This window comes from Aquiluna sp. KACHI24, assembly GCF_025997915.1.
Taxonomy (GTDB): Bacteria; Actinomycetota; Actinomycetes; order Actinomycetales; family Microbacteriaceae; genus Aquiluna.
On sequence record NZ_AP026677.1, the window covers coordinates 469432 to 494593 of the forward strand.

19 protein-coding genes, 1 tRNA gene and 3 rRNA genes are annotated in these 25162 nt (G+C 54.2%); all 23 read left to right on the forward strand.

Annotated features, from left to right (window positions below):
* The first annotated feature begins 1 nt into the window (after position 1).
* The 23 genes from argF to OO713_RS02525 all read left to right on the forward strand — a co-directional run bounded on the left by argF (position 2) and on the right by OO713_RS02525 (position 25136).
* Positions 2-937 carry an ornithine carbamoyltransferase gene (gene argF, locus OO713_RS02415; RefSeq protein WP_264786083.1) on the forward strand — a complete coding sequence of 312 codons (936 nt, stop codon included), beginning with the start codon at positions 2-4 and terminating at the stop codon, positions 935-937.
* A gap of 30 nt (positions 938-967) precedes the next feature.
* Positions 968-2368, forward strand: a complete 1401-nt coding sequence (gene argH, locus OO713_RS02420) for an argininosuccinate lyase (RefSeq protein WP_264786085.1) — start codon at positions 968-970, stop codon at positions 2366-2368.
* A complete protein-coding gene (tyrS, locus tag OO713_RS02425; RefSeq protein WP_264786086.1) occupies positions 2369-3667 on the forward strand; it encodes a tyrosine--tRNA ligase in 1299 nt (432 codons plus the stop codon).
* A 493-nt stretch (positions 3668-4160) separates the two neighbouring features.
* A 16S ribosomal RNA gene (locus tag OO713_RS02430) occupies positions 4161-5681 on the forward strand.
* A gap of 374 nt (positions 5682-6055) precedes the next feature.
* Positions 6056-9155, forward strand: a 23S ribosomal RNA gene (locus OO713_RS02435).
* Positions 9156-9242: 87 nt separating this feature from the next.
* Positions 9243-9359 (forward strand): 5S ribosomal RNA (gene rrf / locus OO713_RS02440).
* Together the 16S, 23S and 5S rRNA genes form the textbook arrangement of a ribosomal RNA operon.
* A gap of 69 nt (positions 9360-9428) precedes the next feature.
* A complete protein-coding gene (locus tag OO713_RS02445; RefSeq protein WP_264786088.1) occupies positions 9429-10610 on the forward strand; it encodes a hypothetical protein in 1182 nt (393 codons plus the stop codon).
* Entirely contained in the window at positions 10594-11574 is a 981-nt protein-coding gene (locus tag OO713_RS02450) for an HAD-IIA family hydrolase (RefSeq protein ID WP_264786090.1), read from the forward strand. Before OO713_RS02445 ends, OO713_RS02450 begins: the two co-directional genes overlap by 17 nt.
* A gap of 121 nt (positions 11575-11695) precedes the next feature.
* Positions 11696-12496 (forward strand): TlyA family RNA methyltransferase, encoded by an 801-nt coding sequence (locus tag OO713_RS02455; protein ID WP_264786091.1) that lies wholly within the window; start codon positions 11696-11698, stop codon positions 12494-12496.
* Positions 12493-13389: an NAD kinase gene (locus OO713_RS02460; protein WP_264786093.1), complete on the forward strand. Its 897-nt coding sequence runs from the start codon at positions 12493-12495 to the stop codon at positions 13387-13389. Before OO713_RS02455 ends, OO713_RS02460 begins: the two co-directional genes overlap by 4 nt.
* Positions 13386-15038 carry a DNA repair protein RecN gene (recN, locus tag OO713_RS02465; protein ID WP_264786095.1) on the forward strand — a complete coding sequence of 551 codons (1653 nt, stop codon included), beginning with the start codon at positions 13386-13388 and terminating at the stop codon, positions 15036-15038. Before OO713_RS02460 ends, recN begins: the two co-directional genes overlap by 4 nt.
* A gap of 54 nt (positions 15039-15092) precedes the next feature.
* A complete protein-coding gene (locus OO713_RS02470; protein WP_272501302.1) occupies positions 15093-16757 on the forward strand; it encodes a CTP synthase in 1665 nt (554 codons plus the stop codon).
* The gene (locus OO713_RS02475; protein ID WP_264786096.1) at positions 16758-17654 is read left to right on the forward strand and encodes a site-specific tyrosine recombinase XerD; all 897 of its coding nucleotides are present in this window, start codon (positions 16758-16760) and stop codon (positions 17652-17654) included.
* 29 nt (positions 17655-17683) lie between these two features.
* The gene (locus tag OO713_RS02480) at positions 17684-18508 is read left to right on the forward strand and encodes an AAA family ATPase (RefSeq protein ID WP_264786097.1); all 825 of its coding nucleotides are present in this window, start codon (positions 17684-17686) and stop codon (positions 18506-18508) included.
* Positions 18492-19295 carry a ScpA family protein gene (locus OO713_RS02485; RefSeq protein WP_264786098.1) on the forward strand — a complete coding sequence of 268 codons (804 nt, stop codon included), beginning with the start codon at positions 18492-18494 and terminating at the stop codon, positions 19293-19295. The genes OO713_RS02480 and OO713_RS02485 overlap by 17 nt, the downstream gene beginning before the upstream one ends.
* Entirely contained in the window at positions 19285-19833 is a 549-nt protein-coding gene (gene scpB / locus OO713_RS02490) for an SMC-Scp complex subunit ScpB (protein WP_264786099.1), read from the forward strand. Before OO713_RS02485 ends, scpB begins: the two co-directional genes overlap by 11 nt.
* Positions 19820-20581 (forward strand): pseudouridine synthase, encoded by a 762-nt coding sequence (locus OO713_RS02495; RefSeq protein WP_264786100.1) that lies wholly within the window; start codon positions 19820-19822, stop codon positions 20579-20581. Before scpB ends, OO713_RS02495 begins: the two co-directional genes overlap by 14 nt.
* Positions 20581-20943, forward strand: coding sequence for a chorismate mutase (gene aroH, locus OO713_RS02500; protein ID WP_264786102.1), 363 nt, complete (start codon positions 20581-20583; stop codon positions 20941-20943). Before OO713_RS02495 ends, aroH begins: the two co-directional genes overlap by 1 nt.
* The gene (locus OO713_RS02505) at positions 20943-21998 is read left to right on the forward strand and encodes a prephenate dehydrogenase (RefSeq protein WP_264786103.1); all 1056 of its coding nucleotides are present in this window, start codon (positions 20943-20945) and stop codon (positions 21996-21998) included. The genes aroH and OO713_RS02505 overlap by 1 nt, the downstream gene beginning before the upstream one ends.
* Complete coding sequence (locus OO713_RS02510; RefSeq protein ID WP_264786104.1) at positions 21998-22615, forward strand: (d)CMP kinase; 618 nt, start codon at positions 21998-22000, stop codon at positions 22613-22615. The genes OO713_RS02505 and OO713_RS02510 overlap by 1 nt, the downstream gene beginning before the upstream one ends.
* The gene (der, locus tag OO713_RS02515) at positions 22612-24072 is read left to right on the forward strand and encodes a ribosome biogenesis GTPase Der (RefSeq protein ID WP_264786106.1); all 1461 of its coding nucleotides are present in this window, start codon (positions 22612-22614) and stop codon (positions 24070-24072) included. Before OO713_RS02510 ends, der begins: the two co-directional genes overlap by 4 nt.
* Positions 24072-25010 carry an L-lactate dehydrogenase gene (locus OO713_RS02520; RefSeq protein ID WP_264786108.1) on the forward strand — a complete coding sequence of 313 codons (939 nt, stop codon included), beginning with the start codon at positions 24072-24074 and terminating at the stop codon, positions 25008-25010. The genes der and OO713_RS02520 overlap by 1 nt, the downstream gene beginning before the upstream one ends.
* Positions 25011-25062: 52 nt before the next feature.
* Positions 25063-25136 (forward strand) — tRNA-Pro (locus tag OO713_RS02525).
* Positions 25137-25162 lie beyond the last annotated feature (26 nt).

Sequence of the window (25162 nt, forward strand, 5' to 3'; positions counted from 1 at the left end):
GATGACTAGGCACTTCCTAAAAGACGATGACATCACCCCAGCCGAGCAGGCCGAGATTCTCGAGCTCGCTATCGCCTTGAAAAAGGACCCCTACAGTGAAAAAGTCTTCGCTGGACCGAAGACTGTCGCGCTCATTTTTGATAAGACATCCACCCGCACCCGAGTCTCCTTCTCCGTTGGAGTGTCAGACCTCGGGGGAGTGCCACTAGTGATGGACTCCGGTACTTCCCAGCTCGGTGCCAAGGAGTCGGTAGCTGATACAGCGCGAGTGCTTGAGCGTCAGGTTGCTCAGATTGTTTGGCGCACCTACGCCCAGTCGGGCCTTGAGGAGATGGCGCAGCACTCCCGAGTGCCGGTCATTAACTCACTAAGCGATAGTTGGCACCCCTGCCAGTTGCTGGCCGATTTGATGACAATCCGCGAGCACTTTGGTCACACCGATGGCGTGAAGATTGCCTACATCGGCGATGCGGCAAACAACATGGGCAACAGCTACTTGATTGCCTGTGCCATGGCCGGCATGCACGTATCAATTGGCGCTCCTGCGCGTTATCAACCAGACGTCGAAGTGGTTAGGCGCGCTCAGGAGATCGCCAAGCAGTTTGGGTCAGTCATCGAAGTGCACGAGCGTCCCGAGGATGCTGTGCGTCATGCTCACGTTGTTGCAACCGACACCTGGGTTTCCATGGGCATGGAAAAAGAGAAGCAAAAGCGAATCAAGATGTTCGCGGACTACACGGTGACCAACCGACTGCTCGAACTGGCCGACCCTTCGGTGATCTTCCTGCACTGCTTGCCTGCGTATCGCGGATACGAGGTGGCCGCTGATGTCATAGACGGTCCGCGGTCATTTATTTGGGAAGAGGCGGAGAATCGCCTGCATGCTCAAAAGGCTCTGATGGTCTGGCTGGATCGTCAACAAAAACTGGGCAAGTAAACTCAGCACAACTCTGGTTTCGAGGTATTGATGGCACAGACAAACGATGCACTTTGGGGCGGCAGGTTCGCCGCTGGCCCCGATGACGCCTTGGCCGCACTGAGTAAGTCAACTCATTTCGACTGGCGGTTGGCCACATATGACTTGGCTGGCACTCGCGCTCACCTGGTAGCGCTGCAAGCAGCTGGGTATCTCGATTCGGATGAATTCAGGATTCTGACCGATGCCTGCCACGAGCTTGAAAAACGAGTGCGTTCCGGGTCATTCCTCCCAAAGCCCTCCGAAGAGGACGTACATGCAGCACTTGAGCGCGGGCTCATGGAGATTGCAGGAGCTGATCTCGCAGGCAAAGTACGTGCCGGAAGATCCAGAAATGATCAGATTGCTACCCTGATCCGCTCCTACCTATTAGATGCGGCTGAGGTTATCGAAGCTCAGCTTTTGGATTACCTAGAGGCTTTGGCAACTCAGGCTGAGGCTCATGTTGGTGTTGCGATGCCAGGTCGGACTCATTTCCAGCATGCTCAACCGGTGCTGCTGTCTCATCACTTATTGGCACATGCCTGGCCCATGGTCAGAAATCTGCAGCGATTGGAAAACTGGCGGTCGCGAGCAAAGCTGTCGCCATATGGCGCCGGTGCGTTGGCTGGTAACACACTAGGTCTTGACCCAAAGCTGGTTGCCAGCGAACTCGGCTTTGTTGGAACCACCGAGAACAGCATGGATGCGACCTCGTCTAGAGATGTGGTTGCCGAGTTTCAGTTTGTGGCTACCTTGATTGCGGTGGATCTATCTCGCTTTGCTGAGGAGATCGTGATTTGGTCGAGCTATGAATTTGATTACATCAAGTTGGATGATGCGTATTCGACCGGCTCTTCGATCATGCCGCAAAAGAAGAACCCTGACATTGCAGAGCTGGCCAGAGGTAAAGCTGGCAGAGTAATTGGAAACCTGGCCGGCCTGTTGGCCACCATGAAGGGTTTGCCGCTGAGTTACAACCGTGATTTGCAGGAGGACAAGGAGCCGGTATTCGACTCCGTAGACACCCTGCTGCTGGTGCTTCCCGCTTTCACTGGAATGGTGCGGACCCTGACTTTCAACACCGCAAGGCTCGAGGCGCTAGCACCGATGGGCTACTCCTTGGCGACGGATGTTGCCGAGTGGTTGGTGAAGAAGGGTGTGCCATTCCGTGTGGCTCACGAGATTACCGGTGCATTGGTAAAGGAGTGCGAAGGGCTTGGTATCGAGCTTGCCGATGCTTCGGATGAGCTGTTGGCAAAGGTCTCGCCGCTACTTGATGGCTCAGTGCGTGAGGTGACCAGCGTTGGTGCAGCCATTGCAGGTCGCGATGGTGCCGGCGGAACAGCGCTATCCCAGGTTCTTGAGCAGTTGCTCGCAATAAGAAAGCTTGCTCCGAGAAGGGACGCATAAGTGGCAACCGCTGAAACACTGGCCGCTCAGGCAAACGACCCCAGCTTCGCTCACATCATCGATGAATTGAAGTGGCGAGGCTTACTTGCGCTGAGCACCGACGAAACTGAGTTGCGCAAGCAGCTTGAAAAACCAACCACTTATTACTGCGGGTTCGATCCCACCGCCCCCTCTCTACACCTCGGAAACTTGGTGCAGCTGCTTACCATGCGCCGGCTTCAACTGGCTGGACACAATCCACTCGCACTCGTGGGTGGTGCTACCGGTCTCATTGGCGACCCAAAGCCAACTGCCGAGCGCACTCTGAATTCAAAGGAAACCGTTGCGGCCTGGGTCGAGAAGCTTGCAGCGCAAACCGCGAGGTTTTTGGACTACTCGGGATCAAACCCCGCTCGGCTGGTGAATAATCTCGACTGGACCAGTGGCTACAGTGCAATCGATTTGTTGAGAGAGATCGGCAAACACTTCCGCGTCGGCAAAATGCTCTCCAAGGATGCGGTTTCAGCCAGACTCAATTCAGAAAGTGGAATCAGCTACACGGAGTTCAGCTATCAGATTTTGCAGGGTTTGGATTTCTTGGAGCTCTACCGGCGCTACGACTGCGTTATGCAATCCGGTGGTTCAGACCAGTGGGGTAACTTAACCGCTGGCAGCGACTTGATTCACAAGGTTGAGGGCAAGAGCGTGCATCTGATTGCAACTCCGCTGATCACCAACTCTGATGGGAAGAAGTTTGGCAAGAGTGAGGGTAATGCAATCTGGCTCGACTCTGACCTAACTAGCCCTTATGCCATGTACCAGTTCTGGCTGAACACCGATGATGCAGATGTAATCGATCGGTTGAAGGTTTTCACCTTCCTCACCAAAACCGAGATCGACGACCTTGCTGAGCAGGTGAGGGATGAGCCGTTCAAGCGAGAGGCCCAGCGTCGTCTAGCTCTCGAGGTCACTGAACTAGTGCACTCCAAAGCCCAGGCCGAGGCGGCTCGCGATGCGTCCCTCGCACTATTTGGTGCTGGGGAACTTCGCAATCTGGATCAGGAAGTGCTGCGGGATGCCCTGAGTGAACTTCCCTCCGCAATCGTTCGCGAGGGTGATTCGGTTGTTTCCGCCCTGGTTTCGACCGGACTATGTGAAAGCAACGGTGCTGCCAGGAGGGCTATTGCCCAGGGTGCAGTGTCAGTCAACAAGGTGAAGATCGATCACGAGGAAGCAATTTTGAGTGATTTTCTTGTGGGGGGCATGGCGGTTTTGGCTCGCGGGAAGAAAACCCTCGCGGCACTTTTCCTTGCAAAATAGGGGAACCAGGGCTGTCAACACGCGAATATCGCAGTTGATTTGACAGCTTTACCAAAACGTGACTAAGCTATACCGAGTTGTCCAAAGTTTGGCAGAATCCGATGAGATCGCCGGCTCAAGTACAACAAATCCTCGAACAGAGAAATTGACCCTTGCGGGTCCAGTTTTCGATGTCTAGGATTTAGGTCTCCGAGGAGGAATCCTCTGAAAACAAAAGGGAAACCTGGAGTTGACAGAAGAAGTCAAATCGGTAGACTTGAGAAGTTGCTCTGAAGCTGATTCGAGAGATGAAGTCAGAAGCATCCGATCTTTGAGAACTCAACAGCGTGCACAATGTCGATGCCAAAAACCTCGGCTGAAACTCCGGTTTCAGTAGAGATTCCTTTTGGATAAAACAGAATTGTCAGTAGACAGTTCAAAAGCCAAATCAAATTGATCACTCCAATTTTCCGGAGTGTTCGTAAAAGCTTGCCTGCTTGCAGGCAAACAAATTTTTACGGAGAGTTTGATCCTGGCTCAGGACGAACGCTGGCGGCGTGCTTAACACATGCAAGTCGAACGATGAAGCTGGAGCTTGCTCCGGTGGATTAGTGGCGAACGGGTGAGTAACACGTGAGAAATCTGCCCTTGACTCTGGGATAACTGCGGGAAACTGTAGCTAATACCGGATACTTTCCCTGGTGGGCATCCACTGGGGAAGAAAGAATTTCGGTCAAGGATGATCTCGCGGCCTATCAGCTAGTTGGTGAGGTAATGGCTCACCAAGGCGACGACGGGTAGCCGGCCTGAGAGGGTGACCGGCCACACTGGGACTGAGACACGGCCCAGACTCCTACGGGAGGCAGCAGTGGGGAATATTGCACAATGGGCGCAAGCCTGATGCAGCAACGCCGCGTGAGGGATGAAGGCCTTCGGGTTGTAAACCTCTTTTAGCAGGGAAGAAGCGAAAGTGACGGTACCTGCAGAAAAAGCACCGGCTAACTACGTGCCAGCAGCCGCGGTAATACGTAGGGTGCAAGCGTTGTCCGGAATTATTGGGCGTAAAGAGCTCGTAGGCGGTTTGTCACGTCTGCTGTGAAATTCCGAGGCTCAACCTCGGACTTGCAGTGGGTACGGGCAGGCTAGAGTGCGGTAGGGGAGATGGGAATTCCTGGTGTAGCGGTGGAATGCGCAGATATCAGGAGGAACACCAATGGCGAAGGCACATCTCTGGGCCGTAACTGACGCTGAGGAGCGAAAGCGTGGGGAGCGAACAGGATTAGATACCCTGGTAGTCCACGCCGTAAACGGTGGGTGCTAGCTGTGGGCCACATTCCACGTGGTCCGTGACGAAGTTAACACATTAAGCACCCCGCCTGGGGAGTACGGCCGCAAGGCTAAAACTCAAAGGAATTGACGGGGGCCCGCACAAGCGGCGGAGCATGCGGATTAATTCGATGCAACGCGAAGAACCTTACCAAGGCTTGACATATAGAGGAAAAGTGCAGAAATGTACTCCCCGCAAGGTCTCTATACAGGTGGTGCATGGTTGTCGTCAGCTCGTGTCGTGAGATGTTGGGTTAAGTCCCGCAACGAGCGCAACCCTCGTCCTATGTTGCCAGCACGTAATGGTGGGAACTCATGGGATACTGCCGGGGTCAACTCGGAGGAAGGTGGGGATGACGTCAAATCATCATGCCCCTTATGTCTTGGGCTTCACGCATGCTACAATGGCCGGTACAGAGGGCTGCAATACCGTAAGGTGGAGCGAATCCCAAAAAGCCGGTCTCAGTTCGGATTGAGGTCTGCAACTCGACCTCATGAAGTCGGAGTCGCTAGTAATCGTAGATCAGCAACGCTACGGTGAATACGTTCCCGGGCCTTGTACACACCGCCCGTCAAGTCACGAAAGTCGGTAACACCCGAAGCCGGTGGCCTAACCGTAAGGAGGGAGCCGTCGAAGGTGGGATTGGTGATTGGGACTAAGTCGTAACAAGGTAGCCGTACCGGAAGGTGCGGCTGGATCACCTCCTTTCTAAGGAGCATCTCGAAGAACTTCGGTTCTTCAAAGAGAGTCAGTTTCGAAGACGAATGTTCTTCGGCTGATTAGCTCATGGGTGGAACATCACATTGGATAACTCGGAAGAGTTTTTGGTCAGTACGCTCCTTGAGAGCTGGAAAGCCATGGTTTGGATCAGTTATCAGCACGCTGTTGGGTCCTTGGAGATCGGAAACGATCACCAGGGGCCATTTAGAGTTTGACTCTTTTGGTCAGGTTCGTATTTGTAAGGGAAACCAAGCAGTGCGGAACCGCCCGTACTTTGAGAACTACATAGTGGACGCGAGCATCTTTTGACATGCCTAGTGCATGTCAGCGATTTATTCTCAGAAATGAGAAAGATCCTTTAGTGTCAAGTTCGAAAGAGCACACGGTGGATGCCTTGGCAATAGGAGCCGAAGAAGGACGTAGCAATCTGCGATAAGCCTCGGGGAGTCGATAAGCAGACTTTGATCCGAGGATGTCCGAATGGGGAAACCCAGCCAGACTAGATCTGGTTACTTCCTGCTGAATGTATAGGCAGGATAGAGGGAACGTGGGGAAGTGAAACATCTCAGTACCCACAGGAAGAGAAAACAACAGTGATTCCGTTAGTAGTGGCGAGCGAACGCGGAAGAGGCTAAACCAAGCATGTGTGATAGCCGGCAGGCGTTGCATGTTTGGGGTTGTGGGACTTCTCAGTAAATCTGCCGATTTACACGAGTATGTAAGCAATGTAGACGAATGGTCTTGAACGGCCAGTCACAGAGGGTGCGAACCCCGTAGTCGAAACGTTGTCTCAGCTCGAGAAGTATCCCAAGTAGCACGGAACCCGTGAAATTCTGTGTGAATCTGCGAGGACCACCTCGTAAGCCTAAATACTACCTATTGACCGATAGCGGACAAGTACCGTGAGGGAAAGGTGAAAAGTACCCCGGGAGGGGAGTGAAATAGTACCTGAAACCGTGTGCTTACAAACCGTTGGAGCCAGCTTGTTCTGGTGACAGCGTGCCTTTTGAAGAATGATCCTGAGAGTTAGCGATCTGTGGCGAGCTTAACCCGTGTGGGGTAGGCGTAGCGAAAGCGAGTCTGAATAGGGCGATTCAGTCGCAGGTCCTAGACCCGAAGCGAGGTGATCTACCCATGGCCAGGTTGAAGCGACGGTAAGACGTCGTGGAGGACCGAACCCACTTCAGTTGAAAATGGAGGGGATGAGCTGTGGGTAGGGGTGAAAGGCCAATCAAACCTCGTGATAGCTGGTTCTCTCCGAAATGCATTTAGGTGCAGCGTCTTGTGTTTCTCTCTGGAGGTAGAGCTACTGGATGGCCGATGGGCCCTACAAGGTTACTGACGTCAGCCAAACTCCGAATGCCAGAGAGTGAGAACAAGGCAGTGAGACTGCGGGGGATAAGCTTCGTAGTCAAAAGGGAAACAGCCCAGACCACCAACTAAGGTCCCTAAGCGCTTGCTAAGTGGGAAAGGATGTGGAGTTGCATAGACAACCAGGATGTTGGCTTAGAAGCAGCCACCATTAAAAGAGTGCGTAATAGCTCACTGGTCAAGTGATTCCGCGCCGACAATATAACGGGGCTCAAGCAAGTCACCGAAGTTGTGGCATTTGTACATTGCTAGGTCGCAAGATCCAGGCGTACAGATGGGTAGGAGAGCGTCGTGTGGCGAGCGAAGCGGCGGAGTGATCCAGCCGTGGATGCCACACGAGTGAGAATTCAGGAATGAGTAGCGAAATGCGGGTGAGAAACCCGCACTCCGGAAGACCAAGGGTTCCAGGGCCAGGCTAATCCGCCCTGGGTAAGTCGGGACCTAAGGCGAGGCCGACAGGCGTAGTCGATGGACAACGGGTTGATATTCCCGTACCGGCGAAGAACCGCCCAAACTAATCCAGTAATGCTAAGTTGCTGAAGCTGATCTTGAAGCCTTCGGGTGGATGGGTCAGTGGAGCCAACGAACCTATGCTGGTGCGGTTAACGTATTAACAGGTGTGACGCAGGAAGGTAGCCTCCGCGGGGCGATGGTTGTCCCCGTTTAAGGACGTAGGGCGAGAGATAGGCAAATCCGTCTCTCACATAGCCTGAGATCTGATGATGAGTCCGCAAGGACGAAGTGGGTGATCCTATGCTGCCAAGAAAAGCATCGACGTGAGGTTCTAGCTGCCCGTACCCCAAACCGACTCAGGTGGTCAGGTAGAGAATACTAAGGAGATCGAGAGAATCGTGGTTAAGGAACTCGGCAAAATGCCCCCGTAACTTCGGGAGAAGGGGGGCCTGAGGCGTGTATGGATTTACTCCAAAAGCGCTGTATGGCCGCAGAGACCAGTGAGTAGCGACTGTTTATCAAAAACACAGGTCCGTGCGAAGTTGCAAAACGATGTATACGGACTGACGCCTGCCCGGTGCTGGAAGGTTAAGAGGACTGGTTAGCAGCAATGCAAAGCTAGGAATTTAAGCCCCAGTAAACGGCGGTGGTAACTATAACCATCCTAAGGTAGCGAAATTCCTTGTCGGGTAAGTTCCGACCTGCACGAATGGCGTAACGACTTCTCAGCTGTCTCAACCACGAACTCGGCGAAATTGCACTATGAGTGAAGATGCTCATTACGCGCAGAAGGACGAAAAGACCCCGTGACCTTTACTATAGCTTGGTATTGGTGTTCGGTGCGGCTTGTGTAGGATAGGTGGGAGACTATGAAGCGTGGACGCCAGTTCACGTGGAGTCATTGTTGAAATACCACTCTTGTCGCCCTGGATATCTAACCGCGGACCGTGATCCGGTTCCGGGACAGTGCCTGGTGGGTAGTTTAACTGGGGCGGTTGCCTCCTAAAAAGTAACGGAGGCGCCCAAAGGTTCCCTCAGCCTGGTTGGTAATCAGGTGTCGAGTGTAAGTGCACAAGGGAGCTTGACTGTGAGACTGACAAGTCGAGCAGGGACGAAAGTCGGGACTAGTGATCCGGCAGTGGCTTGTGGAAGCGCTGTCGCTCAACGGATAAAAGGTACCTCGGGGATAACAGGCTGATCTTGCCCAAGAGTCCATATCGACGGCATGGTTTGGCACCTCGATGTCGGCTCGTCGCATCCTGGGGCTGTAGTAGGTCCCAAGGGTTGGGCTGTTCGCCCATTAAAGCGGCACGCGAGCTGGGTTCAGAACGTCGTGAGACAGTTCGGTCTCTATCCTCTGCGCGCGCAGGAAATTTGAGAGGACCTGACCCTAGTACGAGAGGACCGGGTTGGACGAACCTCTGGTGTGCCAGTTGTACTGCCAAGTGCACCGCTGGTTAGCTACGTTCGGGAGGGATAACCGCTGAAAGCATCTAAGCGGGAAGCCTGCCTCAAGATGAGATTTCCATGACTTTATGTCGAGAGGGCCGCAGCTAGATTACTGCGTTGATAGGCGGGATGTGGAAGTACCGAAAGGTATGGAGCTGACCCGTACTAATAGCCCGATGACTTGATACAAATTCTTTTGCTTGCGTCCACTGTGTGGTTCTCGAGGTATGGTCGAGAACCGAAGAATGATCTTCGATTCACATAACTCAATAGTGTTTCGGCGGCCATAGCGAGAGGGAAACGCCCGGTCACATTCCGAACCCGGAAGCTAAGACTCTCAGCGCCGATGGTACTGCAAGGGGGACCTTGTGGGAGAGTAGGACACCGCCGGACTTACTTTAGAAATGGCCACTCCTTTTAGGGGTGGCCTTTTCTATTTAAGCTAATTCCAAAAGGAGCATCATGGAACGAAAGAGACCCAGCGAGAAGCGTGAGGGTCCAATTGGCCGTGGTGAGCGCACCGAGGGTGCGAGACCTGCATGGCAGGAACGTGTCAAGCGCGACAGGGAAGTCGAAAAGTCGCCGCTGATCCCCAGTGAGATTACTCCTGAGGACATCGACATGAGTGTTCGCGTCCAGCTCAAGACACTAACCGCTGAGAATGCTGAGATGGTTGCACGTCACCTTGCGATGGTGAACCTGCTTATTGATTCAGATCCCGAACTTGCTCACAAGCACGCGTTGGCCGCATCACGGCGCGCTGGTCGCCTTGCAATCGTTCATGAGACCCTTGGTGTAACTGCCTACACCGTCGGCGATTATTCGCTTGCGCTGCGCGAGCTGCTTACGCATCGCAGACTCTCTGGTTCCAACGATCAGCTTCCTCTAATTGTTGATTCTGAGCGCGGGATGGGTCGTCCGGCCCGAGCCCTGGAGGCTATCGCGGGTTTGGATCGTAAGAGTCTTTCGGTTGGGGTGCGTATCAATCTCGCTGTTGCCCTGTCTGGTGCTCGCCTCGACCTGGGCGACCCCAAGAATGCCAAGCTCGAACTTGAGATTCCGGAGCTTAGTCCTAAGCAGGTTTTCCCCCAGTCGCCGTTGTTATTCCGTGCGTATGCTGAGGTTTTGCGGGAGCTCGGGCAGTCGGGGGACTCATGGGACGAGCTCGCGGACCGAGCGGAGAAAGCCCTGTCTCAAGTTGATGGCGAAATGTTGGAGCTAATCGAAGAGATTACGATCCCTACCAGTGCTGATTTCGAGATAAAGCCGGCCAAGAGAAACTTCGACTCCTCAAGATCAGAGGGTAAGAATTTCGAGCGACGCCCACGACCGGCAGCTGGCGATGATCGCAAGCCGAGAGGCGAGCGATCTTCTGAATACAAACCCCGCAGTGATCGAAGCTCGGACTACAAACCGCGCGGTGAGCGCACATCTGATTACAAGCCTCGTGGTGAGCGCACTTCTGATTACAAGCCCAGAACTCCAAGGGCTGAAGGTTCAGAATCTAAGCCTGCTCCAAAGCGGGATTTTGATTCCCGCGGCCGCGATGGTAAGCCTCGGGGTGGTGCCAGCTTTGGCAAGGGAGCTCCAAGACCTGGAAGGCGAGGACCAAGCGAGGGAGGCGGCCGTGGCCGCGCTCGTTGATTCTTACGACTCCGTACTCTTTGATCTCGATGGAGTGGTCTATTTGGGATCCAAGGCCGTGCCTCACGCTGTTGAATCCGTGAATCGCGTCAAGGCTCAAGGCCTCAAGATTGGCTTTGTCACCAATAACTCTTCCCGGAGGCCTGAAGTAATTGCCGACCAGTTGGTCGCTTTGGGTATTGACACCAATCCGGCGGAGATTGTTGGCTCGGCGAAGGCCGGGGCGAAGATGCTAGTCGATCGCATCCCTCGGGGAGCCAAGGTCTTGGTTGTCGGCGGCGAGGGCCTCTCCTTTGAAGTCCAAGCCTTAGGTTTTGAAGTGGTCGCCTCTGCAGCTGATTCTCCTGCTGCAGTGATCCAAGGGTTTTCTCCAGATGTTGGATGGCGCCAGCTTGCAGAAGCCGCGTATGCGATCCAGCGAGGAGCTATCTGGTTGGCTACCAATCAAGACTGGACCATTCCTCGAGAAGATGGAATTGCCCCTGGTAATGGAACCTTGGTTTCGGCCGTTCATACCGCAGTTGGAATACTTCCCGACTTTGCAGGTAAACCTTTTGCACCCATCTACCAAGCGGCTATGGAGCAACTTGGTATTGCGCGTCCACTATTCGTCGGTGATCGTTTGGACACCGACATTAAGGGTGCGGTGAATTTTGGCATCGATTCGGCCTGTGTGATGACTGGAGTCGCCACCAGGAAAGAGTTAATTTCCGCGAAGCCTGATGAGCGGCCAACATTTGTAATCTCAGATCTCAGGGAGCTGTTCGTGGACTACTCCGAGCCAAAGCAAACCAAACGTGGATTTGAACTCAGAAAAAGCAGCGTTGAACTGCTGGGCAACAAAGTGGTTTCGGTCGATGGAGATCCAAAGTCGATTGACACGCTTCGCTGCGCCTGCAAGGTAGTCTGGTCAAGTCAGGTGCCAATCTACGGTCTCGATGTTGAGCCGGCCCTTTACAGTTAGGAAACCCATGGACCTAAATGAGATAGCGGCCAAGATTGAAGGGCTCGACAAGCTTGAAGAGTCCGAGCAAATCTTCGCCATTGAAGCCATTATCAAGTCCCTAGAGGAGCTTGTTTCCTAAGTGGGAGAGCGCCTAGACATAGAACTTGTGCTCAGGGGGCTCGCGCGTTCACGTTCGCAAGCAGCCCAACTCATTGACGCGGGAAGGGTCAGCGTAAACGGCAGGCCAGTGGCAAAGCCCTCCCAAAAAATTCAGCCCACTGACCAAGTTGACCTCAGTGCTGGGGTCGATTACGTATCTAGGGCAGGTGCCAAGCTTGCGTTTGCGCTGACAGAGTTCGGTATTGAGGTTCCACCAACAGTTCTCGATGCCGGTGCGTCCACCGGGGGATTTACTCAAGTTCTGCTTGACCGAGGTGCCCAAGAGGTACTCGCCATCGACGTGGGGCACGGACAGTTGGTTTCTGAGCTCGCTAATGATGCGAGGGTGAGAAACATCGAGGGCGTAAATCTGCGAGACCTGACTCCTGATGAGCTAACCCAAATTATCGGGCATCAACCATCCATAGGTTTAGTAGTCGCTGACCTCAGCTTCATATCAATCACTTTGGTTCTTGAAAACCTGGCTGGTCTGGCTCCATCAGCCCCGATGGTGATTTTGGTCAAACCTCAGTTCGAGGTCGGAAAGCATTCGTTGAATGCGTCCGGAGTTGTGACTGACTGGCGTGAAAGAGCCAGAGCGCTTACTCAAGTGGTCGACTTTAGCTACTCGATTGGATACTCAGTTAAGGCACTGGCTCAATCTCCTGTATTGGGAACCCATGGAAACGTGGAGTATCTGCTGTGGATAGTTTCCGATGAGTCCACTTATCGGGAACAATGGAGTGAAGAAATTATTCAGCTGGCGAAGAGGGTGAAATGACAAGAAGTGTCTTGCTGGTCTCCAACGCCCAGACTGAGCAGCAGGCAACCGTAGTCGAGCGCACCGCCAAGAAGTTGCTTGCCAGGGGCTTGCACCCTCTCCTGGAATCAATCGAGTTGGCAAGAATTTCAAAACTCGGCGTCGATCTAAACGGCGTTGGCGAGTTCATCGATCAGTCAATCGAAATCGGCATCGTGCTAGGTGGCGACGGAAGCATTCTGAGGGCCGCGGAGTTGTTGAGAAACCAGGAAGCCCCAATTCTTGGGGTGAACACTGGTCATGTTGGCTTTATGGCCGAGGCCGAGCTTGATGCCCTGGCTTCTGTCATGGACCGAGTGGCGGCCAGGGATTATGAAGTTGGTCACCGTTCGGCCCTGGAGGTTGAGGTTTACCAAGCAGGTGAGCTGGCCTTCAGCTCCTGGGCTATGAATGAAGTCACCGTTGAGAAATCGGCCAGAGAACGCATGCTGGAGCTGGTGGTGGAGGTTGACCGACGCCCGCTTTCGTCATTTGGCTGCGATGGAGTTTTGGTTAGCACCCCAACTGGTTCTACGGCCTACGCCTTCAGCGCAGGTGGGCCAGTAGTTTGGCCAGATGTTGACGCCCTGCTGGTTGTTCCCCTGAGTGCACACTCTCTGTTTGCGAGACCTTTGGTGCTGGGTTCGGCAACCCACTTAGCATTCGAGGTTCTCAAGCGAAGCCCCGGAAATGGGGTGCTGTGGTGTGATGGTCGAAGAACTTTTGATTTAGGGCCTGGTGCTCGCATCGAAGTTAGGCAATCAGATAAGCAGGTTCGCATGGTGCTGCTTTCCGACGACCCTTTCACCGATCGCCTGGTCCGCAAATTCAACCTGCCCGTCACCGGCTGGAGAGGTCCAGAGGAGAGTAAGTGATCGAGTCAATTTCGATTCGAAACCTTGGAGTCATTGCCCAGGCTGAGCTATCACTTGCTCCTGGATTCAACGCCCTCACTGGCGAGACTGGGGCGGGAAAGACGATGGTCCTCAGCGCCCTAAACCTCCTACTCGGTGGTCGAGCAGACACAACTGTGATTCGCTCAGGCGAAGAGTCGTTGTCTGTCAGCGGCACCTGGATAATTCGTAGCTCGGAGCTCAGGGTGGAGCTTGAAAATCTTGGTGCTCAGTTAGATGGTGATGAACTGATCATCACCAGGACCGTGAGCAGTGATGGTCGCTCAAGAGCAATTCTGGGTGGCACGCCGGTGCCGATATCAACCCTGGCTGAGCTATCAGAGCGGCTGGTGGCCGTCCATGGCCAATCGGACCAACAGCGACTGCGTTCGGTTGCAGCTCAGCGAGATGCGTTGGATGAGTACGGCAAGCTCCAAGCCCACCTTCAGGCTTATAAACAGGCGCACACCTCCTACTTTGAGCTTCAGGCTCGATACCATCGAATGCAATCTGCCAGTGGCCAAGACCGGGCTCGGGTGGAGGAACTCAAGTCGTTGCTCACAACCTTTGAAAAACTCAGCCCTGCTAAGGGTGAGATTTCTGAATTGGGAAATTTGATTGATCGGCTTAGCAACATCGATGGTCTTCGAATTGCCGCGACAACCGCGCACGAGGCCATCTCGCCTGAGGATTCCGTGGGCGCACTGCAAGCTCTTGGAATTGCCAGGAAGAGTCTTGAATCAACTTCGGATCCGAAGTTACAGGACATTGCGGCGCAGCTTTCAGAGCTGACCAGCCTCACCAGGGACATCTCTGTGGAGCTGTCGAGCTATCTCATCGATTTGGAAATAGATCCGCAGCAGCTTGAGGCGAGCCTCGAACGCAGGGCTGAGCTGTTGGCCTTCGAGCGCAGGAACGGAGAGCTTGATGCATTCATCGACAGCGTTCCACAGCTCCAGGCGGAACTAATTGATTTGGATTCATCTGACGAACAGCTTGAAAAGCTTGAGATTCAAGTGGAGGCCGCTCTCTCGCAACTTTCGACTGCAGCCAAGGCGCTTTCTATCGCCCGGCAAGAGGCAGCACTGAGACTCGGTCAAGAGGTGACGTCCGAGCTAGCGGAGCTTGCAATGGTCGGTTCCAAGCTGGTTGTTCAAATTTCTGACCTTGGAGAGTTCGAGTCCCACGGCTCGGATCGTGTGGAATTCATGTTGGCGGCCTTCGATGGAGCTAACTTGAGGCCAATATCAAAGGCAGCTTCGGGTGGAGAACTTTCGAGAATCATGCTCGCTCTCGAGCTTGTGCTTTCTAAAGACAAGACATTGCCAACCATGATTTTTGATGAAGTCGATGCCGGCGTTGGTGGCCAGACCGCCTCAGAACTAGGCCGCAGGCTTGCGAGAGTTTCTGAGAACACCCAGGTGCTGGTGATTACTCACCTCGCACAGGTTGCGGCTTTCGCTTCCAATCAAATTCGAGTTTTGAAGAACACGCAGGGTTCCATAACTCACTCCTCTGTGCTACCCCTCAGCGGAGAAGAGCGAGTTCGAGAACTTGCCCGCATGCTCTCAGGAGCACCAGATTCCGATGTTGCCATCGCGCACGCTAAAGAATTATTGGCATCCAACTAGAAACTTTGGTGTCTTAGGCAAACTGCAATTGATTCGCTGATAGATTGGGATTCCATGGCCGAGAGCTCTGGAATCCCAAGACACATTTTCGTAACTGGTGGCGTTGCGTCATCCCTAGGTAAGGGCCTGACCGCCGCTTCACTGGGAAATCTCCTTAGAGCGCGCGGACTCAAAGTCGTGATGCAAAAGCTCGACCCATACCTAAACGTTGATCCCGGAACCATGAACCCGTTTCAGCACGGAGAGGTTTTTGTCACCGAAGATGGTGCTGAGACCGACCTAGATATTGGTCACTACGAGCGCTTTTTGGACATCAACCTGAATGCTGCTGCCAACGTCACGACCGGTCAGGCGTACTCAGCCGTCATCGCTAAGGAGCGCCGGGGCGAGTACCTGGGCGACACCGTGCAGGTCATTCCGCACATTACAGACGAACTCAAGCGCCGCATGCGTTTGCAGGCAACCATGGTTCCGGCTCCGGACGTGATTATCACCGAGATCGGTGGCACCGTTGGAGACATTGAGTCGCAGCCATTTATGGAAGCCGCTCGACAGGTGAGAAGAGACATTGGCAGAGACAATGTGTTTTTTGTGCACGTGACCCTAGTGCCTTACCTAAAGCCATCTGGCGAACTAAAGACCAAGCCAACCCAGCACTCAGTTGCCATGTTGCGATCGCTCGGTATTCAGCCAGATGCCATTGTGTGCAGATCTGATCGAGAGCTACCAGAGGGTATTAAGAACAAGATCGCCCTGATGTGCGATGTTGACCGCGAGGCAGTAGTCACTGCGGCGGACGCAGCCTCAATCTATGACATTCCAAAGGTTCTGCACTCCGAGGGGCTAGACAGCTACATCATCAGATCGCTAAAGCTTGACGCAAGCGATGTCGACTGGAGTGGTTGGACCCCTGTCCTGAATGCCGTGCACGACCCCAAGCACGAGCTCACTATAGGACTTGTGGGTAAGTACATAGATCTTCCCGATGCCTATCTATCCGTGACCGAAGCTCTCAGGGCCGGCGGCTTTGCGGAGTCAGCCAAGGTAAACATCCGCTGGATCAAGTCCGATGATTGCGAAAGCGAGGAAGGCGCAGCCAAGAACCTTTCAGACCTTGACGCCATCTGTGTTCCAGGCGGCTTCGGAATCCGAGGTATTGAGGGCAAACTCGGGGCATTGAAATTCGCCCGCGAACAGCAAATCCCAACCTTGGGACTCTGCCTTGGACTGCAGTGCATGGTTATTGAGCACGCTAGAAACAAGGCTGGCATCGCCGGGGCAACCTCGAGCGAGTTTGAGCCAAGCGCTCAGAACGCTGTAATTGCAACCATGGCAGAACAGGTCGATGTTCTTGCTGGTGGAGATCTTGGTGGCACCATGCGTCTTGGTAGCTACGAGGCGAAGCTCGCCGCGGGCAGCATTGTTGCGGAGGTCTATGGGTCAACTACCTCCCACGAGAGACACCGCCACCGCTACGAGGTAAACAACCGCTTCCGCGATCAGATTGCTGAAAGCGGCCTAGTGTTCTCGGGAACGAGTCCAGATGGGCAGTTGGTTGAGTATGTGGAACTTCCTCGTGAGGTTCACCCTTACTACGTAGGAACCCAGGCCCACCCTGAATTCAAGTCTCGACCGACCAAGGCTCACCCACTGTTTCACGGTCTAATCAAGGCCGCCTTGGAGCGTCAGCGCCAGCAGCGGCTATTCAACGAGAACTAAATGTCTAAGCCGCTTGAGAGCTATCTGCGGCATCTGACGATTGAGCGCGGGTTGAGTGCAAACACCCTTTCCGCCTACGGTAAAGACCTTTCCGGTTACCTAGATTTTCTCGAGCAAGAAGGCGTCGATCTCATGGACGCGAGATCTGAACACATCGAGGGCTATCAGTTGGCGCTGATTGACAGCGGGTTGATTGCTTCTTCGAGAGCGAGAGCTCTCGCGGCGATTCGTGGACTCCACCGATTTTTGGCCCTCGAAGGTATTCGAAGTGATGATCCCACAAAAAAAGTCAGGCCTCCCAAGCTTCCGATCAGGCTTCCAAAGGCGCTCCACCTATCTCAGGTAGAGAAGCTCTTGGAGGCCAGTGGGCCAGAGCCTGGAGTGGATAGCCCAGACCTGATCAGAATCAGAAACCGCGCGATTGTCGAGCTTCTTTATTCAAGCGGCGCTCGCGTCAGTGAAATCGCGGCGCTGGACTTGGATGAAGTAGACCACTCAGGCTTCATCCGGGTCCGCGGTAAGGGATCAAAGGAGCGACTGGTGCCCGTTGGTAGCTTTGCTCGGAGGGCGCTCGAGGAATATCTGGTTCGTGTGCGACCGGGATTAGTGAAAGCTGCCACTCCAGCATTGTTTCTCAACCAGCGCGGTGGGCGACTATCTAGGCAGTCCATTTGGGAAATCATTAGAGCGTGCGGCGAAGCGGTCGGAATTGAACTTTCGCCCCACACGCTGCGCCACTGTTTTGCAACTCATTTGATAGAGGGCGGTGCAGACGTCAGGGTTGTCCAAGAGCTTCTAGGGCACTCGTCGGTGGCCACAACTCAGATCTATACCAAGATCACAATCGATACCTTGAGAGAGGTTTATCAGTCGGCTCACCCGCGTGCTCGGCGGTAGGCTATTTGCACAAGTAGTTGGAGGCACAAGTGAATCTCTCTGGTAAGGAGTTTCCGATCCCGGCGAAGCTGAAGTCCCACGGACCGGCTCGCATTATTGCAATGTGCAACCAAAAGGGTGGCGTTGGAAAGACCACAACCACCATCAACCTGGCCGCCTCTTTAGCCGAGTACGGCAGAAAAGTTCTTGTTGTTGATTTCGATCCACAGGGTGCACTCTCGGTCAACTTGGCAGCGGACTACCAAGATGCACCAACTATTTATGACCTGATGATGAATGCGTCGATGGATCCTCACGTTGCGATTCAGCAGACTGAAGTTGAGAACCTCGACATCATTCCGGCAAACATTGACCTGTCTGCCGCAGAGATGAACCTTGTAACCGAGATGGGTCGCGAGCGTGTTCTCGAGGGCATTTTGCACAAGGTAAAAGATGAGTACGACGTTATTTTCGTGGACTGCCAGCCATCACTGGGACTTCTCACAGTCAATGCGTTGACAGCCGCCCACGGCGTACTGATTCCGATGGCAACCGAGTTCTTTGCACTTCGTGGCGTCGCGCTGCTAATTCAGACCATTGACAAGGTCAAGGCCAGGACCAACCCGACCCTCACGCTTGATGGTCTGATTCCGACCATGCATGATTCCCGCACCCTGCACTCTCGCGAGGTACTGGAGCGTTTGCAGGAAGCCTTCCCCGGTATGGTGTTTGAGACTGCAATCGGTCGCACTGTGAAGTTCCCTGATGCCACCGTGGCACGAAAGCCAATTACTCAGTTTGCCCCGAGTTCAGAGGCCGCTGAGGCCTATCGCAGGGTTGCCAGAGAGCTAGTCAAACGTGGCAGTGCAGCTTGAGTCTGAAATAGATTTTCGGCTCACCCTCGACAACTTTGATGGCCCGTTTGATCTTCTTCTGCGTCTCATCGGCAAGCATGAGCTAGACATCACTCAGGTATCACTCTCTCGGGTCACAGACGAGTTCCTTACCTACGTGAAGCAGCTTGATGAGCACGCAGAAATCGAGAGCGCCAGCGAGTTTTTGGTCGTAGCAGCCACCTTGCTAGACCTGAAGATAGCTAGCTTGCTTCCGGCCGGCGAGGTTGTTGACGCTGAGGATGTTGCACTTTTGGAGGCAAGGGACTTACTTTTTGCAAGGTTGCTTCAATATCGGGCGTTCAAGGAAATCGCAGCTTGGTTTAGTTCCAGTCTCGATCGCGAGTCGGGTCGATTGCCAAGATCGGTTCGACTCGAAGAGCGCTTCCGTGAGCTTCGTCCAGAACTGCGTTGGGAGCTGAGCGTTCAGGAGTTCTCTCAGTTAGCTCAGATGGCATTCGCCCCGAAAGAAATCCCTGGGGTTGGACTTACTCACCTACATGCCCCAAGGGTAAGCATCCGAGAGCAGGCGGGCTTGATGGTCGAGCGACTGAGGCAACGAAGCTCGATGACCTTTCGTGAATTGATTGCCGATGCCAAGGATCGCTCTGAACTGGTTGCAAGGTTCTTGGGGCTTCTCGAGCTGTATCGACTTGGGGCGGTCGGCTTTAGGCAGTCGGACCCTTTCGCCGATTTTTCGGTGGTGTGGGAGGATAGGGCTTTTGATGAGGCCAAATTGAACCAGTTGGGAGCGGAATATGACGACTGATTTTCAGCTTCGTGCTGCTCTAGAGGCAATCCTGACGGTTGCTGAAACCCCGCTGAATCTAGTTACTCTCGCCGGTGCGCTTGAGGTACCGCTCAACGATGTAAAGCGAGAGCTTGAAGCCTTACGCGAAGATTACGACTCAGCCAACGAAGGCGTCGGTCGCGGGTTTGAACTCCGCGAGGTTGGTGGTGGATACCGGCTATACGTGAGACCCAACCACGATTGGGCGGTGAAGCAACTGGTGGCCAATGAGAATCCTGCCAAGTTGTCTCAGGCCGCACTCGAGACGCTGGCCGTAATTGCTTACCGGCAGCCAATTTCTAGAGGTCAGGTTTCATCAATTCGCGGCGTAAACGTTGACTCCGTAGTGCGTACTTTGCTCTCTCGAGGTCTAATCACAGAGCTATTCGTAGATGCCGAGACCGGCGCCGCGATGTTTGGAACCACCGAATTGCTTCTTGAGGTGCTGGGAATCAACAGCCTGGATGAACTGCCTCAAATTAGCCCCTACCTACCCGGACAGGATGACATTGACTGATCAAGAAGGCATCAGGCTCCAAAAGGTGCTGGCCAGCGCAGGAGTTGCCTCCCGAAGAGTTTGCGAAGAGCTGATTGTGCAGGGCCGCGTTCGAGTAAATGGCAAAGTCGTCCGCGAGCTAGGTTCAAGAATTCACCCTGAAACTGACCAGGTTCAGGTAGACGGACGTCCAGTTCAGCTCGATCCAGATCGGGTTTACTTTGCATTCCACAAGCCAAAAGGCGTGGTTTCCACCATGTCGGATGAAAATGGAAGAAGATGCCTAGCCGACTACTTCGTGGGTCTGGATCGAGTCTTCAATGTCGGGCGATTGGACTCTGAGACCACCGGAATTTTACTTATGACAAACGATGGTGATTTGGCCAATCAACTAGCGCACCCAAGCTATGAGGTTGAAAAGCTCTACGTGGCAAAAGTGAGAGGCAAGATCACCAGAGTCGAGATTCAGCGACTGCTCGATGGTGTGAAGCTGGAGGATGGATTCCAGAAAGCTGACAAGGCCAGAGTGCTTGATCAGAACGAGCAGAGTTCACTCGTTGAAGTGGTTCTTCACAGCGGAAAAAACCGCATTGTTAGACGCATGTTCGAGGCCGTTGGTTTCCCGGTTCTCGAACTCACCAGAAAGAGCTTCGGTCCTCTTAGGCTCGGAAATCTCAAGCCTGGCCAGTTCCGTGAGTTGGGTAGACTCGAGGTGTCGTCTTTGATGGAGGCGGCGCAGGCGGGATCCCGCAAAGAAAGAGGGCGCTAATGGCTGTTAGGGCAATTCGCGGAGCAATCCAACTTGATAGAGATGATCGCGAACACCTGCTGCGATCTACTGCCGAACTTGTCACCAAGGTGCTTCACGAGAACAACCTTTCAACAGCCGAGCTGATCTCGATTTGGTTTACCGCAACCCCAGATGTCACATCAGAGTTTCCTGCGCTAGCCGCGCGCGAGCTAGGTTTGGGCGATGTACCGCTGATGTGCAGCGTTGAAATGGATGTCCAAGGCGCAATGCCAAGAGTGATTCGTCTGATGATGCACGTGGACACCAAGCTGTCTCGTTCTGAAATCAAACACATTTACCTTCGTGGTGCGGCAAACCTCAGGACTGATCTGGCACAGTAATGCCGAACATCAAGATTGTCGGAACCGGGTTATTGGGAACCAGCCTAGGCCTTGCGCTCTCGCGCCAGGGGATCACACCGCAGTTAGCCGACCAGTCCAAGTCTGCGCTGAGGCTTGCTGTTGAATATGGTGCAGGGGAGATGACTGGACCTGAGCCAGATTTGGTGGTCGTCTGCGTTCCACCGGATGCCACAGCCGACGTAGTGATTCGTCAACTCCAAGATCACCCAAGTGCCGTTGTGACAGATGTCGCAAGCGTCAAGGTTGAGATTGCCCACCAGGTCAGTGAATCCGGGTTGGGTGATCGCTACGTAGGATCTCACCCCATGGCAGGTAGAGAAAAAGGTGGACCAGCCGCCGCGCGAGCGGACCTCTTCTTTGCGCGTCCATGGGTGATCACTCCGCATGCCGGCAACACCAATGATGCAATTGAGTTGATCAGGGATGTTGCGCTTAGAGTTGGTGCCTTGCCGGTTCAGCTGGCTTCGGCAGACCATGACAAAGCGGTAGCTTTGGTGTCTCACCTGCCACAGCTCGTGGCGTCGGCGCTCGCCAGCCAATTGAATGCCGGCACAGAGGACGAACTGTCCCTGAGCGGTCAGGGATTAAGAGACACCGCTCGAATTGCAGCAAGTGATCCGGAGCTATGGGTGCAGATTATTTCCCAGAATTCCAAGGCGCTGTTGCCACTTATCAGTGGAATGCGGGCGGAGCTTGAGGCGCTGGAGACGGCCCTTTCAGATATCGCAGCCCCTGGCTCACTAGCCAAGGTGCACTCGTTGTTGACCCGAGGAAACGCAGGAATTGCCAAGATTCCAGGCAAGCATGGTGGAAAGTTTGCCGATTACTCGCAGCTAACCGTGATGATTGACGACTCACCTGGTTCACTTGCAACACTGTTCACCTTTATCGGAGACATCGGGGTAAACATCGAAGACTTCAAGCTAGAGCACTCTCCTGGAGCTCCGATTGGTCTGGTAGAGCTGCAGGTTTTGCCTGACGTGTCGCAGCGCCTTTCCGAGGAGCTCGAGAAAAACGGCTGGCGGTTGGTCTAATGTCCGAGTTTGTGGTTGCTATTGATGGACCCGCGGGCTCTGGGAAGTCCAGTGTTTCGAAGGCGGTGGCAAAACGACTGAACTTCGGATATCTAGATACCGGCGCAGGCTATCGTGCCTATGCACTCTGGGCCAACGATAACCCTGACAGCTCCAACTTCCCCTATTCGATCAGCACAGACCCGGATGCTGTCACCGTGCTGGTTGATGGGGTGGATGTTAGCGATCGCATTCGAACCGAACAGGCTGCTGCCCTCGTGAGTGAATACGCGCAGCGTCCAGCGGTCCGCGAGCTGCAGAAGCGTGATGCTCGCCAGCGAATGGCCGACTGCGAGGCCGCAGGGATCGTCGTTGAAGGAAGAGACATAACCACGGTCGTGGCTCCGGATGCTCAGGTGAGGATATTGCTGACCGCATCAGAGGAAGTCAGGCTCAGACGACGTGGCCTAGAAGGCACTGAGTCAGCTGAGAATTTAGTGTCTCGAGACCAAAAAGACAGTAAAGTGGCAAGGTTCCTAGACGCCGCCGAGGGCGTAACGGTGATCGACACCTCCGACATGGATTTTGAACAAAGTGTTCAGGCCGTTTTGGCCGAAATTGCAAGGATTAGAAATTGAGTGAAGAGTTTGAGCCTGAGCTGGATATTGCCAAAGCCGAGGTGCTGAAGGCGGAGCTTGAGGACTATGACCTAGATGAAGAGGACCTAGCTCTTCTAGGAATCCAGCTTGATGAGGAAGAGCTATCGGAGTATCGACCTGCGCCTCCGGTGCTGGCCATTGTCGGAAGACCAAACGTTGGCAAGTCGGCGTTGGTCAATCGAATTCTTGGTCGTCGTGAAGCGGTCGTTGAAGATCGCCCCGGCATTACTCGTGACCGTGTTTCATACAAGGCAGAGTGGAACGGTAGGCCACTGACACTAGTCGACACTGGCGGCTGGGAGCATGATGCCACCGGTATCGATGCCTCCGTGGCCGAGCAGGCAGAGATTGCGGTAGATCTCTCCGATGCAGTGCTTTTTGTGGTCGATGCACTAGTTGGTGCAACCGCTTCGGACGAGCGAGTGGTCAAGATGCTGCGTGGCACCGGAAGACCTGTTTTCTTGGTAGCAAACAAGATCGATGACTCTCACCTGGATTCTGAAGCCGCCGCGCTTTGGTCATTGGGACTCGGCGAGCCCCATCCGGTCTCAGCCTTGCACGGTAGGGGAGTGGCGGACCTTTTGGATGCCGTCATGAAGGTGCTTCCGGAAAAGAGTGCGGTTGCGGCGGACGAGTACCGCGGTCCTCGAAAAGTGGCACTAATCGGCCGACCTAACGTTGGTAAATCATCTCTTTTGAACAAAGCGACCGGCACGAACCGTGCGGTCGTGAATGACCTCGCTGGCACCACTCGTGACCCGATCGATGAGCAGGTTGAGATTGCCGGCAAGATTTGGCGATTTGTCGACACCGCAGGTATCAGACGTCGGCTACATAGACAGCAGGGTGTTGATTTCTACGCATCGCTAAGAACTGCTGCCGCTTTGGAGCGCGCCGAGGTTGCCGTAGTGCTATTTGATGTGACCGAACCGATTAGCGAGGCCGATGTTCGAATCGTGCAGCTCGCACTCGACTCTGGTCGCGCACTTGTGCTTGCTTTCAACAAGTGGGATCTACTCGACGAAGATCGTCGCAATTACCTCGAAAAAGAGATCGAACGCGACCTCGCCCACGTTGACTGGGCCCCGCGGGTGAACATCTCCGCCTCTACCGGAAGACATTTGGAGAAGTTGGTCCCTGCTTTGGAGCTTGCTTTAGAGAGCTGGGACAAGCGCATCCCAACCGGGAAGCTCAATGCTTTCCTGCAGCAGCTTCAGGCGGAGAACCCGCACCCAATTCGCGGTGGCAAACAGCCGAGAATCCTGTTTGGAACCCAGGCCGCATCTCGTCCACCAAAGTTTGTGTTGTTTTCAACCGGCTTCTTGGAGGCCGGCTACCGCCGCTACATCACTAGGCGACTGCGCGAGGACTTTGGTTTTGAGGGGTCGCCGATTGAGATCGGTGTGCGCGTAAGGGAGAAGAGAAAGCGCCGCTAATGGCAAAGATTTCTGTTGTAGGAGCGGGTGCAGTTGGAGCGTCCACCGCTTATGCGCTCATGATTCAAGGCATTGCCCGTGAGGTGGTGCTCTATGACATCGATCATGCCAAGGCCCGAGCCGAGGTACTGGATCTTGCCCATGGTTCACCGTTCACGCCCGCTACTGAGCTAAGCGGCGGCTCGGACATCTCTCAAACCGCCGGTAGCGACTTGGTCATCATCACTGCCGGGGCCAAGCAGAAACCAGGTCAGTCAAGACTTGACCTAGCAGGGGTCAACGTTTCGATTCTCAATTCCCTAATCCCTGACCTGCTTGTCAACTCTCCCGACGCTATTTTGATGCTGGTCACCAATCCCTGTGACGTTCTGGCGGTTGTGGCTCAGAGGATCTCCGGACTTCCCTCAAGCCGAGTTTTCTCCTCGGGTACGGTGCTAGACACATCCAGATTGCGCTGGATGCTTTCGAAGCGATTGGGTGTTGCCGCGAGCTCGGTGCACGCCTACATCCTGGGAGAGCACGGAGATAGCGAATTCTCTCTTTGGTCTCAGACCAGAATCGGAGCAATTCCGCTCTCAAATTGGGACCTCGGAAATGGCAAGGCGCTATCTGAGGAAGAGCTGGGGAACATCGCATTTGAGGTGAAGAACGCGGCTTACCAAGTCATTGAGGGTAAGGGCGCCACCAACTACGCAATTGGATTGTCAGCGGCCCGCATCGCCTCAGCCATCCTTGGTGATGAAAACGCGGTGCTGACAGTGAGCTCAGTTTTATCCGACTACATGGGCATTTCCGGCGTCGCACTCTCGGTGCCTTCAATCGTCAATCGCTCAGGTGTCTCCCGCGTCCTCGAGTTCCCAATGTCGGTGCAAGAGCGTGAGAAATTTGAGAAATCGGCCGCTGCGGTGGCGAACTCGCTATCCAGTCTTGGGTTTTAGCTAGTTCCCAGCCGCGGGAGTGAATAGACTTCTGGGGTTATCTGTCGGATAACGGGCTGTAGCGCAGCTTGGTAGCGCACTTGTCTGGGGGACAAGGGGTCGTCGGTTCAAATCCGGCCAGCCCGACAGATCTGCTATCGGAGCCCCGAGGC

Excerpts from the sequence above, each read along its gene's own strand:
- aroH (WP_264786102.1), top strand. The coding sequence starts at position 20,581 with ATGGCTGTTAGGGCAATTCGCGGAGCAATCCAACTTGATAGAGATGAT.
- argF (WP_264786083.1), top strand. The coding sequence starts at position 2 with ATGACTAGGCACTTCCTAAAAGACGATGACATCACCCCAGCCGAGCAG.
- argH (WP_264786085.1), top strand. The coding sequence starts at position 968 with ATGGCACAGACAAACGATGCACTTTGGGGCGGCAGGTTCGCCGCTGGC.
- OO713_RS02505 (WP_264786103.1), top strand. The coding sequence starts at position 20,943 with ATGCCGAACATCAAGATTGTCGGAACCGGGTTATTGGGAACCAGCCTA.
- scpB (WP_264786099.1), top strand. The coding sequence starts at position 19,285 with ATGACGACTGATTTTCAGCTTCGTGCTGCTCTAGAGGCAATCCTGACG.
- OO713_RS02495 (WP_264786100.1), top strand. The coding sequence starts at position 19,820 with ATGACATTGACTGATCAAGAAGGCATCAGGCTCCAAAAGGTGCTGGCC.
- OO713_RS02475 (WP_264786096.1), top strand. The coding sequence starts at position 16,758 with ATGTCTAAGCCGCTTGAGAGCTATCTGCGGCATCTGACGATTGAGCGC.
- OO713_RS02510 (WP_264786104.1), top strand. The coding sequence starts at position 21,998 with ATGTCCGAGTTTGTGGTTGCTATTGATGGACCCGCGGGCTCTGGGAAG.
- OO713_RS02470 (WP_272501302.1), top strand. The coding sequence starts at position 15,093 with ATGGCCGAGAGCTCTGGAATCCCAAGACACATTTTCGTAACTGGTGGC.
- OO713_RS02445 (WP_264786088.1), top strand. The coding sequence starts at position 9,429 with ATGGAACGAAAGAGACCCAGCGAGAAGCGTGAGGGTCCAATTGGCCGT.
- OO713_RS02460 (WP_264786093.1), top strand. The coding sequence starts at position 12,493 with ATGACAAGAAGTGTCTTGCTGGTCTCCAACGCCCAGACTGAGCAGCAG.
- OO713_RS02520 (WP_264786108.1), top strand. The coding sequence starts at position 24,072 with ATGGCAAAGATTTCTGTTGTAGGAGCGGGTGCAGTTGGAGCGTCCACC.